Source organism: Pseudomonas sp. 65/3-MNA-CIBAN-0223 (genome assembly GCF_040310425.1).
GTDB lineage: Bacteria > Pseudomonadota > Gammaproteobacteria > Pseudomonadales > Pseudomonadaceae > Aquipseudomonas > Aquipseudomonas gregormendelii.
The window spans coordinates 51,644-63,882 of record NZ_JBEOPV010000030.1; the positions used below are offsets into that span (position 1 = coordinate 51,644).

Below are 12,239 nucleotides of genomic sequence, written 5' to 3' on the forward strand. Positions count from 1 at the left end.
CCGCCATGTGGTCAGACCTCAACGGACAATAAGCCCCTGAACCACCTGAGCATTTCCAGTGGTGCAGGGGGGGCGTTAAGCGCTAGTTACAGGTGCTTGATGGCGGAAATTACCCCTGAGCCTTTCTTGCCTGCTGCCAGGTAGTCTGTCCGTCGAGGTTTGGAAAACTCAGCCTGAAAGTGGTGATGCTGCCAGGCATGCTTTGAACCTCCGCCGTTCCCTGATGGAGGCTCATGATCGATCGAACAATCGCCAAGCCAAGACCGGTACCACCTTCCGCACGCGAACGACTGGTATCGACTCGATAAAAGCGGTCGAACAAGTGCGCCAGATGCTGAGGCTCGATCCCTGCGCCTGGGTTGCCTACAAGTAGCGAAACTTGTTCGGCATGGTTTTCGATAACAATTGAAATGGATTGTCCTGGCGGGCAGTGGCGTATCGCGTTGGACAACAGGTTTGATATTGCTCGCTGAATCATCAACCTGTCGCCAATGGTCTTGCCGTGTCCGGTGACGCTCAGGCTGACCCGTTTCTCTTCCGCAGACAGTGAAAACAGATCGACGACCTTCAATGCTTCATCATTTAAAGTAATTGTCTCGAACGGGACGAGCGCCGCGGGGTGACTGACCTGAGCAAGGAAGAGCATATCCGAGACAATTCGGGTGACACGGCCCAACTCTTCGGTGCATGACTCCAGCACCGCTTTGTACTCTTCGGCCGGCCGCTCCCGAGACAGGGTCACCTGGGCCTTGCCCATCAAATTGCTGATGGGGGATCGCAGTTCGTGGGCCAAATCATCGGAGAACTGCGACAGCTGCTGAATACCGTTGTCGAGTCGGTGCAGCATGAAGTTGATGCCATGGGCCAGCTCACTGAGCTCCTGAGGCATTTTGACCACAGAGAGTCGATGGCTGAGGTCTTGAGCCGAGATCATGGCGGCGACCTTCCGGAACTCTCTCAGCGGAGAAAGTCCTCGCTGCACTACGGCCCAAGCACTTATTCCGATGAGTATCAGCAAAAGCGGCAGAGTAATAATCGTCGACCGAAGATACGCGCTGAGCAGCGCTTCATCGTTTGCACCATCCATCGACAGCAATACGGGAACGCTCATACCGTTCTTTAATCGCATGAGCTTGGACGCGGTAAGGGAGTGTCGACCCTCACCATCGGAACTGGCGGAGAATGAAATCTTGTCGGCGGCAGCAGTCGCAGCCTTCAACTCAATCCGCGGATCCAACAAACCAGACCCGAATCTCAGTAAGGGCGTCCTGAGGTTTGTCAGGTCATAGATGGCCAGGTTCAGATTGTCATGCCCCATGACTTGATCCAGCAATAAGTGCGGCTTCGAGTTTACGTCGGCCGTGTCCTCGTATAGTGAGAGGTGGTGTTCAACCTGCTGCATTTTATTGTCCAGGCTGCTTTTCGCCAGCTTGTCCAACTCATGCGTTAACGCGAAAAAAGCCAGGACAGCCAAAAACACTACCAGCAACGTCCCCAGAATACTCACCGTCAAACCTAGTCGCATTGACAGGCTGACCGGCTTCATTCGCGCGCCTCCAGTACGTAGCCAACACCGCGTAGCGTATGGATCAATTTGTTATCGAAGGGGTCGTCGATTTTGGCTCTCAATCTACGAATTGAGACTTCGACAACGTTAGTGTCGCAGTCAAAGTTCATGTCCCAGACCAATGAAATGATTTGGGTGCGGGAGAGCACTTCTCCAGTCTGACGCATCAGCAGGTGCAGAAGCGCAAACTCCTTGGTCGTCAGATCTATGCGCTGATCACCCCGAAAAGCACGGTGGCGTCCTTGGTCGAGCTCCAGATCGGCTACCTTGAGTACCTGCGGGACAGGAATGTGCTCACTGCGGCGCAACAGGGTTCGTACCCGTGCCAGTAGCTCAGGAAACTCAAACGGTTTGACCAGATAGTCATCGGCGCCTAAATCCAATCCGCGGATCTTGTCCGCCAGGCGCCCTCGGGCCGTCAACATCATGACCCGGGCATTACTGCTTTGGCGCAGACGTTCAAGAACACCCCAACCATCAAGTTCTGGAAGATTAACGTCAAGTATCACCAAGTCATAGACATGTTGACGCGCCAGATGAAGTCCATCTGTGCCAGTTACTGCACGGTCTACAATATAGCCACTTTCAGTCAGCCCTTGATGCAAGTATTCGGCAGTTTTAGGCTCGTCCTCAATGACAAGGATTCGCATGATATGTCACCCATGTTTAATGGCAAAAAATAATTAGTTAATTCAGAAAAGTTAGTACTTTTTTAGGGTTTTCTGACCGAAATAATACGACTTTGAAACTCGTCAGTTGTTCGTGGCCTCAATGTCCAGCCGCTAGCTAATGATCATCATCCTAAAGCCTGTAGCTGCTACAGGGTCAAGCCAAAGCCCCGCTCTTGAGCCATCAAAGCAGCCTCTTGCGACAATGTGTCGCACAAAGAGCTCTTGAATCTAGCCATGAATGACGACGCCCATGCTTATCAAGCTTCGACAAGTGCTGTTCGGCAGATATTGGCCTGAGATCTGTTTCGTCATATTGCCGACCTTATGCATCTATTTTTTAACTCCTCCTATACTAGTGCAAAAAATACAGCCGGATCGCTGAATAACGTATTTGTAATTTTTCAGTCACCTTGCTGATAAGTGGAAAACTCTACATTTATGCATAGAATATTAGCGTTAAAGGATCTATGAAATTGCGTCGGCATAGAAAGTTAACTGCACCCTTGAGCATAAAAAAGGCCTTACTGGTAGTAGGCTTAAGTGGTGTGTTCTCACTGGCAGGCACCAGCTTCGCCGCAGTTTCGTCTTCGCAGACGCTAACCATGGATCAAGCACTGGAAACGGCCTTTGCCAACAATCCCGACCTGGCTGCAGCCCAGTGGGAAATTGCTATCGCTAAAGGAGGTCGACAACAAGCGGGCTTGATTCCTAACCCCGAGCTGTCCTGGGAGGCTGAAGATACCCGACGAAATTCACGCACTACGACGGTGATGATCAACCAGCCGATCGAGCTTGGTGGCAAGCGTGGGGCCAGGATAGACGTTGCCAGCCGAGCTCAGGATGCGGCTGGAATTGAACTGGAGCGCAAACGTAATGTTTTGCGTGCCGATGTCATCCAGGCGTTTTACAGCTCATCAACGGCGCAGCAAAGGTTGCTCTTGTCACGTCAATCCCTTGAACTCGCCGAGCGCGGTTTGCGTGTTGCTCAAGGGCGTATCAACAGCGGCAAGTCATCGCCTGTTGAAGGTACGCGAGCAGAGGTCCAGCTGTCTGAGGTGCGCCTGGAATTGAGGCGAGCCGAGCGGGATGAGGCCCGTGCCTATCAGCAACTCGCTCAGGTCATGGGGGCACCGTTGCCTGCATTCGCGTCTGTGGGGGATTCAGGCCGGTCGATGCCAACGGTGCCGGAACCTTCACTGCTGCTTGATCGCATTGGTGAAACCGCAGAACTACGGTTGGCAAAGCTGCAAATCGATCAGCGTGAAGCCTCCCTGGGCCTGGAGAAAGCTCAGCGTATTCCGGACCTCACCGTGAGTGTCGGCAGCCAATACGATGAAAGGGAACGCGAGCGGGTGAATGTCGTGGGGCTGTCGATGCCCATCCCGTTGTTCAACCGTAACCAGGGCAATGTACTGGCAGCCGCCCGCCGAACTGATCAGGCCCGCGACCTGCGCAATGCCAGTGAGTTACGTCTGCGCACAGAAATCCAGACCACTCTGGATCAGTGGATGACGGCGAACACCGAAGTCACGTCGTTCAATCAAACCATCCTGCCTGCCGCGCAAAGTGCCGTCGACACCGCTACCCGAGGTTTCGAAATGGGCAAATTCAACTTCCTGGACGTGCTCGATGCCCAGCGCACCTTAATCAGCGCACGCACCCAATACATCCAGGCCATTGCAGAGGCGACAGACGCCTGGGTGCGCATCGAGCGAATTTTCGGTGATGTCGACCAGCTCACTCGTACCCCTTGAATTTCATATAACGCTTTTTTTACCGCTGCTCAGCATCGCAGTGCCACGGTATTCCGTGACTGCCAACTGAGCTGCGCAGGGAGTCTCCATGGATAAAAAACAAATCCTTGTCACCGCACTGACCCTGACGGTGGGCATAGGAATTGGTTCGCTCTGGATGGGTAGCACGTCAGTACCGTCCACTGAGGCTCAGGCGCAAGAAGAACAGGGCCACGACGATCCCGACGATCACGGCAACGAGGGTGCCGCCAAGGAGTCAGCTGAAGGCGGACATGCCGAAGGCGAAACGCAAGAAGGTCACCTGACACTGAGCGACGAGCAGATCAGCTCGGCCGGTATCCAGTTGGCCGAAGCTAAGGCACAGAGCATTAGCCTTTCATTGCCCTTTCCTGGAGAAATCCGTTTCGATGAAGACCGCACTGCGCATGTGGTGCCCCGGGTGCCCGGTGTCGTCGAGTCGGTACATGTCAATCTTGGCCAACAGGTGAAAAAAGGTCAGCTAATGGCCGTGATCGCCAGCCAACAAATTTCTGATCAGCGCAGTGAGCAAGCTGCGGCGCAACGTCGTCTGGAGTTGGCGCGTACCACCTACGAGCGTGAGCGCCAGTTATGGCAGGACAAAATCTCTGCCGAACAGGATTTCCTTCAAGCCCGCCAGGCTCTGCAAGAAGCCGAAATCGCCCTCAGCAATACCCGACAAAAAATCAGCGTACTCAGTGGCAGCTCGGTGGTCAGCGGCGGCAACCGATATGAGCTGCGTGCGCCGTTTGACGGCGTCGTAGTCGAGAAACACTTGGGTCTCGGTGAGGTTATCAGCGAAACCACCAATGCCTTCACCCTCTCGGACTTGTCGCGTGTGTGGGTAACTTTCGGCGTTTCCCCCAAGGATCTGAACAAGGTGCTGGTGGGCAAGGCCGTCACGGTCAGTGCCCCCGAGTTGAACGCCGAAGTCACGGGAACCGTGGCTTACGTCGGGAATTTGTTGGGCGAGCAGACCCGTACCGCCACGGTTCGCGTAACTCTGGCGAACCCGCAAGGCGCTTGGCGTCCCGGGCTGTTCGTGACAGTGCTGGTTGACACCGATACTCGGCTGACGAAAGTCGCAGTGCCAGAAGCGGCGATCCAGACGGTCGAGGATAAGCCAACAGTTTTCGTTCGAACTGATGACGGGTTTAAGGCGCAGCCGGTGGTAATAGGCAGCCGTGCGGCGGGTCTGGTCGAGATCACAGAGGGCCTGGAGCCCGGTGTTCAAGTCGCTGCTGCCGGCAGCTTCATTCTGAAATCAGAACTGGGTAAAGCCTCGGCTGAACACGCCCACTGATCCGCCACTTCCACGAGAAGGTTCTCATGTTCGAACGCCTGATCCAATTTGCCATCGAGCAGCGCATCATCGTACTGCTCGCGGTTCTCCTCATGGCCGGCCTCGGCATAGCCAGCTACAAGCAGCTGCCGATCGACGCCGTACCCGACATCACCAACGTCCAGGTGCAAATCAATACGGGTGCCGCAGGTTTCTCGCCGCTGGAGACCGAGCAGCGCATCACTTTCCCCATCGAAACCGCCATGGCAGGCCTGCCGGCACTTGAGCAGACGCGTTCGCTCTCACGCTCGGGCCTGTCGCAAGTCACGGTGATCTTCAAGGAAGGCACTGACCTATTCTTCGCTCGGCAATTGGTCAACGAGCGATTGCAGGTGGCCAAGGAACAACTGCCCGAGGGCGTGGAAGCCGTCATGGGGCCAATCTCTACCGGCCTGGGTGAGATTTTTCTGTGGACGGTCGAGGCCGAAGAAGGCGCCGTCAAGGAGGACGGCAGCCCCTATACTCCGACCGACCTGAGGGTGATCCAGGACTGGATTATCAAACCTCAGCTGCGCAACGTTCCCGGGGTCGCCGAAATCAACACCATTGGCGGGTTCGCCAAGGAGTACCAGATTGCTCCCGATCCAAAACGCTTGGCGGCTTACAAGCTGACTCTGACAGACCTTGTGACAGCGCTGGAACGCAACAACGCCAACGTCGGCGCCGGCTACATTGAGCGCAGTGGCGAACAACTACTGATTCGTGCCCCCGGCCAGGTGGCGACCACCGACGACATCGCCAATATCGTGATGGCCAACGTCGATGGCACTCCTATCCGCATAAAGAATGTGGCGACCGTGGATATCGGCCGTGAAATGCGCACTGGCGCGGCTACCGAAAACGGTCGTGAAGTCGTACTCGGCACAGTGTTCATGTTGATCGGCGAGAACAGCCGTACCGTGTCTCAGGCCGTTGCCGTCAAGCTGGAGCAAATCAATCGCTCACTGCCCAAAGGGGTGGTGGCGGTCACCGTTTACGACCGTACCAACCTGGTGGACAAGGCGATTGCCACGGTCAAGAAGAACCTGATTGAAGGTGCAATCCTGGTAATCGCGATTCTGTTCCTGTTCCTGGGCAACATTCGCGCAGCACTGATCACTGCCATGGTCATTCCTCTGGCCATGCTCTTCACCTTCACCGGCATGTTTACCAACAAAATCAGCGCCAACCTAATGAGCCTTGGGGCTCTGGACTTCGGCATCATCGTCGACGGTGCGGTGGTGATTGTCGAAAATGCCATCCGGCGTCTGGCCCATGCGCAGCAGCACCACGGGCGCATCCTCACGCGCTCCGAACGCTTTCACGAAGTGTTTGCAGCAGCCAAGGAGGCCCGTCGACCGCTGATTTTCGGCCAGTTGATCATCATGGTCGTTTATCTGCCGATTTTTGCCCTGACCGGTGTCGAAGGGAAAATGTTCCACCCCATGGCGTTTACCGTCGTGATCGCCTTGCTCGGCGCCATGCTGCTGTCCGTTACCTTTGTTCCTGCGGCAATTGCCATGTTCGTGACGGGCAAGGTCAAGGAAGAAGAGAACGTGATCATGCGTGGGGCGCGTCGGGTGTATGCACCCGCGCTGGATTGGGTCATGAGCCATCGATCGCTGGCATTCGCCATGGCACTAGGCGTCATCGCTGCGTGTGGTGTGGTCGCCAGTCGAATGGGCAGTGAGTTTGTGCCGAGTCTCAGCGAAGGCGATTTTGCCCTGCAAGCATTGCGAGTACCCGGTACCAGCCTGACGCAATCGGTGGAAATGCAGCAGCGCCTGGAAAAACTTGTGCTGGAAAAAGTGCCTGAAGTCGAGCGGATGTTTGCTCGAACCGGTACCGCAGAGATCGCCTCCGATCCAATGCCACCGAACATCTCTGACAGTTATGTGATGCTCAAGCCGAAGGATCAATGGCCTGATCCAGATAAATCCCGGGAGGCTTTGACAGCCGAGATCCAGAAAGCTGCGGCCGCTATGCCCGGTAGCAACTATGAGCTTTCCCAGCCTATTCAACTACGTTTTAACGAGTTGATTTCAGGCGTGCGTAGTGATGTGGCGGTCAAGGTCTTTGGTGATGACATGGCGGTGCTTAACAGCACCGCTGCGAAAATTGCCGCGTCCATGCAGAAGGTCGATGGCGCCTCCGAGGTCAAAGTCGAGCAGACGACGGGGCTGCCGGTGCTGACCATCAACATCGACCGTGACAAAGCTGCACGTTACGGTCTGAACGTTGGCGACGTACAAGACACCATTGCGGTGGCGGTCGGTGGCCGCCAGGCCGGTACGATGTATGAGGGAGACCGCCGCTTCGACATGGTGGTGCGTTTATCCGACGCCATGCGCAAGGACGTCGAGGGATTGTCCACGCTGCTGATTCCAGTGCCGGCGCTGCTCAATGGCAATGCCGATCAGATCGGTTTCATTGCCCTTTCAGAAGTGGCGACCCTCGATCTGGTGCTGGGGCCGAACCAGGTCAGTCGTGAAAACGGTAAGCGTCTGGTGATCGTCAGCGCCAACGTGCGTGGACGAGATATCGGCTCGTTTGTACAGGAAGCCAGCAGCGCCATTGATCAAGAGGTGCAGATCCCGGCCGGTTATTGGATCAACTGGGGTGGGCAGTTCGAACAACTCCAATCAGCGGCCAAACGCCTACAGATCGTTGTCCCGGTGGCCCTGCTCCTGGTATTCGCCCTACTGTTCATGATGTTCAACAATCTCAAGGACGGCCTGTTGGTGTTCACCGGGATTCCATTCGCGTTGACGGGTGGAGTCATGGCTTTGTGGCTACGTGATATTCCGCTATCAATCTCGGCGGGTGTTGGTTTCATTGCTTTGTCGGGAGTGGCGGTGCTGAACGGTCTGGTGATGATCGCTTTCATCCGCAATCTTCGAGAGGAGGGACATTCGTTGAGTTCTGCGATCAACGAAGGAGCCCTGACACGGTTGCGTCCAGTGTTGATGACAGCTCTGGTGGCCTCCCTTGGCTTTATTCCTATGGCTCTGGCCACTGGAACCGGGGCAGAGGTCCAACGACCACTGGCTACCGTGGTGATCGGTGGCATCCTGTCTTCAACTGCGTTGACCCTGCTGATACTGCCTGCGCTGTATCACTGGGCGCACCGTCGAGATGAGGATGAAGCAGAAGAAGAAAAAACAGCAACCGTATAGTTCTTCGATTTTAAAGCCCGCTGCTGAGATTCAGTAGCGGGCTTTTTACGCAGGTTACATTACGGATCTGTAATCTTGGTGCCACCGTGATGATAGGTTCGGATTGATACACTAATAGCGTTATCTATATGAGGTGTCAGAATGAAACTTACCCAAATATTTGCTCTCGCAGGCGCTTTGCTCCTTTCTTCGGTTGCAATGGCTGAAGGTGGTGGAGACAGAACCTTCGAGAGAATGATGGCGGCGAAGGACCGGGCAATGGAGGCATATGCTGCCAGAGAAGGGAAAAATGCCCCGGTGGTGTCAAGTGATGCTAAAGATGAGACGACTAAAGAAATATAGTAGGACACATGTAAAACACCCGCTCCCGGTTTTCGGTGGCGGGTTTTTTATGGATAGCTTGATTACACATTCGTAATCCTAATGCCACGCCGTCGCAATGTTCGAATTGATATCCTTGTAGCAATGATTATATGAGGTACAAGATATGAAGTTTATGAACATCATCGCTTTCGCTGGAACTCTGGCGATTTCTTCAAGCGTACTTGCTGAAGGCGGAGGGGATAAGGCCTTTGAAAAAATGATGGCTGCTAATGCTAAAGCCATGGAGCAGTATGCGATTAGTCAGGGAAAGAGCGCTCCTGTAGCTAAGCAATACGAGTACGGGATGAAGTTGGATGTTGTAAAGGTGGTTAGTATGGTGCGGCCTGCGAAAGTCTGCGCAGTGGTGCCCGCCGCAATGACATATGAAGACTCAGAAGGGCAGCTAAATACGATCAGGTACACAGTGGCTGGAGAGTGCCGTAACCGAGGTGGCTAGCAGTTGCACTCCTGTCAGACGGATTCATAACGCTCGATGTACTTCATCACTTAGAGGTGTCGGGCGTTTTTTATGTGCAGATCGAGTAGGAGGCGGATTTACATCCGCCGTCCTCTCACACCACCGTACGTACGGATCCGTATACGGCGGTTCAAGCTATGCGGCTAAGCCGGTTTATCGTATCCAGTACCGAGACCAACCCAAGTTGATCCCATAGCTTCTTCGGCAGCGCCTGATTCATATGAGATGCTCCCGAGCTCCACCATGGGCCTCGGCCATTGAAGGCTGATTTGCAGGCGCGAGCTTCGCTAAGCCCCAGGCGCTTCAAGTTACGTGCCCTCGTTGAGGGCCGCTTCCATTGACGCCAGACGACGCAGCGAAGTTTGCGCCGCACCCAGCCGTCAATTTCCTCAAGTGGCCGTTTGCTCTGACTGAGCTTGAAGTAGCCTGCCCACCCGCGCAGCACAGGGTTTATCCGCTCGATGACATTCGCCATCTTGTGGCCCCGCGCCCCGCGCAGCAGGTCTCTTAACCGGTCGTGCAAGCGACCCAGACTCATCGTCGCCACTCTCAGCCTCGGTTGCTGATGCCTGCTCATCCCATAACCCAGATAGTCGCAGACCCAAGGCCGTGCTACGCGGCTCTTTTCCCGGTTCAGCGTCAGTTTCAGGCGCTGATTCAGGAAACGCTCAACACCGGCCATCACCCGCGTGCCAGCTCGCTGACTGCGCACATAGATGTTCGCGTCGTCGGCATAACGCACGAAGCGATGGCCTCGCCGTTCCAGTTCGCGGTCGAGTTCGTTGAGCAGGATGTTCGACAGCAACGGCGAGATTACGCCGCGTACGATCTTGCATACTTTTTTCTCTGGTGCCGGAGCCAGTCGACGTCTCGCTGGCGTTGAACCCGGGATCCGGATCAACCCGGAACACCACCAAAATCTCGTCTTTGTGAATCTCGACGCGTTTGACCAGACCGCGGATGATCTCGCGCTTGGTGACGAAATCGACAGTGCCCAGTCGGTCATGGACAGCCGCGGCAAACTCTTCGAGACGATTAATCACGAGAAACAGCTCGCGCTGCCCCACCTGATGACGCCGTGAGTCCTGAATCTGCTGATCAAGCTGCTCCAGACGGCTCTTCAAGTGCCGCATCTTCGGATCAAAGTCCATTTTGTCGATCATACCCTCGGCATAACTATCGATGAGCCGCGACCTGCCTTTGTCCAGCTGCAGTCGTTGTCGTTCCAGTGCGGCCGTATCAAGGTTTGTTTTTTCTTTTTCTTCGAGGATTCCCAGCCGACGTTCATATTCATTCTTTAGCCTTCCAGGGTGGGCGAGCAGCTCAACAACCTGCTGCCACACCAGTTCATCGAGACGGTCCGTTCGTATTTGCTGATTGTCACAGACGCGTTCGCCACCAAAGCGGTAGGCATCGGTTCCAATGCAACGATAATAGGCATAGTCCCGACGTTGGACTTTGGCCGCTGCCTTGCTGACCTTTTTACCGTAATAGGCGTAGTGACAATGGCCGCAAACGGTCAAGCCCTGAAGCAGGTAGACCGCACCATGACGGCGCTGACGAGTCGCTTTGCGATTCTCAGCAAGTTGCTCTTGAACCGACTGAAACAACCCTTCGCTGACAATCGCCGGTACGGCTATCTCGATCCACTGACTCGGATCGGTACGTACGGTGGAGTAGCCCTTCCTGGGCACCTCGGCACTGTGGCGTTGTGCGCGTATCCGAGGTAAACGATCACGCGCCTGTGTTTTACCGAAAGCGGCCCGGCCCATGTAGGCTGGATTTTGCAATATTCCCCATACAGTGCTGCGATCCCAATACGGTTTACCTGAGGCGGTGACGGTGCCGGTTGCCCCAAGGCGTCGCACCACTTCGCCGATGCTCAGTCGCTCCATCCCAATCCATTGAAAGATGGTTCTGACCGTCGCCGCTTGCGGCAGGTCGATAACGTACTGTGCGGGTGCGCCATCAAGTTGCTTACGAATGTAGCGATAACCGTACGGCGCAGTCGACAGCACATTGATGCTGCCACGTCTGGCCCCATGAAGCTTGCCGCGACGATGGCGCTCCATGATTTTGGCACGCTCATATTCCGCGATCATGCCCTGCATCTGCAGCAGCAACGACTCCTCTGGCGTGACGCCAATGGCATGATTGAGGAACACGACCTGTACGCCGCACGCCGATAGTTCTTCCATCAGCAAGGCCTGGTGAGCATATTTTCGCGACAGCCGGTCTGGGGACAGGACGTAGAGACGTTCCACCAGGCCAAGTGCAGCGCGGTCTCTGAGCCGTTCCAATTGTGGGCGAATCAGCGTCGCGCCGCTGACGCCTGCATCGACAAAGCGCATGTCCTCAGCAACGTGGGCACCATCAGCCACGATCCGCTCTGTCAACGCGGCAATCTGGCTTTCAATCGTGCCGCGTTTAGCCTGTTGATCAGAGGATACGCGAGCATAGAACGCCACCATCACAGCCTGGCTCATTGTTCACCTCGCTTGGCAGCACGATGCTTTGTCACAGAGGATTGGGGTTGTGGCAATTCTGAGGAACCGCGCGCATCTGTCGGTTTTAGCTGCTCGTAGACCCTCTCGAGCTGCTCACAAGAGAACCGATTTGGCTCGAAAGCCAGACGAATATGCCAGATCCGCGGTTTTCGGCTCATGACTGAAGTCTCCCGTCAGTGGAGGCGATGACCTCAATGACGAGAACAATCTCGACGTCGGGGCATCCTGCATACCTCGGAGCAAAACTCTCCCTGGCAATGCGCAGCCCCCAGTTTATCCGAGAGTTTGCTCTATTGTTGCCGGCGTTAGCGGGCCGCCTTGCGGCGTCCCTTCCTGCCGTCGGCTGACGAGTCCGCCCGACATCGTTCCCGCTTCGAGGTAACG

7 protein-coding genes and 2 pseudogenes are annotated in these 12,239 nt (G+C 55.4%); 5 read left to right on the top strand and 4 right to left on the bottom strand.

What is annotated here, in order from left to right; all coding sequences use genetic code 11:
• Window positions 1-109: 109 nt before the first annotated feature.
• Together AAEZ09_RS25990 and AAEZ09_RS25995 are read right to left on the bottom strand one after the other, a co-directional pair.
• A complete protein-coding gene (locus tag AAEZ09_RS25990; protein WP_028623308.1) occupies window positions 110-1,546 on the bottom strand; it encodes a heavy metal sensor histidine kinase in 1,437 nt (478 codons plus the stop codon).
• Complete coding sequence (locus tag AAEZ09_RS25995) at window positions 1,543-2,217, bottom strand: heavy metal response regulator transcription factor (RefSeq protein ID WP_028623307.1); 675 nt, start codon at window positions 2,215-2,217, stop codon at window positions 1,543-1,545. The genes AAEZ09_RS25990 and AAEZ09_RS25995 overlap by 4 nt, the downstream gene beginning before the upstream one ends.
• A 488-nt stretch (window positions 2,218-2,705) precedes the next feature.
• Here AAEZ09_RS25995 and AAEZ09_RS26000 point away from each other — a divergent pair, with 488 nt between their 5' ends.
• From AAEZ09_RS26000 to AAEZ09_RS26020, 5 genes are all read left to right on the top strand, one after another.
• Window positions 2,706-3,992 carry a TolC family protein gene (locus tag AAEZ09_RS26000; protein ID WP_350601323.1) on the top strand — a complete coding sequence of 429 codons (1,287 nt, stop codon included), beginning with the start codon at window positions 2,706-2,708 and terminating at the stop codon, window positions 3,990-3,992.
• Between the two features lie 88 nt (window positions 3,993-4,080).
• On the top strand, window positions 4,081-5,313 hold the full coding sequence (locus AAEZ09_RS26005) for an efflux RND transporter periplasmic adaptor subunit (protein ID WP_028623305.1): 1,233 nt from the start codon (window positions 4,081-4,083) through the stop codon (window positions 5,311-5,313).
• A gap of 26 nt (window positions 5,314-5,339) precedes the next feature.
• Window positions 5,340-8,507: a CusA/CzcA family heavy metal efflux RND transporter gene (locus AAEZ09_RS26010; protein ID WP_028623304.1), complete on the top strand. Its 3,168-nt coding sequence runs from the start codon at window positions 5,340-5,342 to the stop codon at window positions 8,505-8,507.
• Window positions 8,508-8,648: 141 nt separating this feature from the next.
• Window positions 8,649-8,849: a co-regulatory protein PtrA N-terminal domain-containing protein gene (locus AAEZ09_RS26015; RefSeq protein ID WP_028623303.1), complete on the top strand. Its 201-nt coding sequence runs from the start codon at window positions 8,649-8,651 to the stop codon at window positions 8,847-8,849.
• 145 nt (window positions 8,850-8,994) lie between these two features.
• Entirely contained in the window at window positions 8,995-9,327 is a 333-nt protein-coding gene (locus tag AAEZ09_RS26020) for a DUF2790 domain-containing protein (RefSeq protein ID WP_028623302.1), read from the top strand.
• A gap of 151 nt (window positions 9,328-9,478) precedes the next feature.
• On the opposite strand, the pseudogene AAEZ09_RS26025 reads toward AAEZ09_RS26020, so the two are convergent.
• Window positions 9,479-10,168, bottom strand: a pseudogene (locus tag AAEZ09_RS26025) (group II intron maturase-specific domain-containing protein); the annotation flags it as partial.
• A gap of 520 nt (window positions 10,169-10,688) precedes the next feature.
• A pseudogene (locus AAEZ09_RS26030) lies at window positions 10,689-11,834 on the bottom strand (recombinase family protein); the annotation flags it as partial.
• Window positions 11,835-12,239 lie beyond the last annotated feature (405 nt).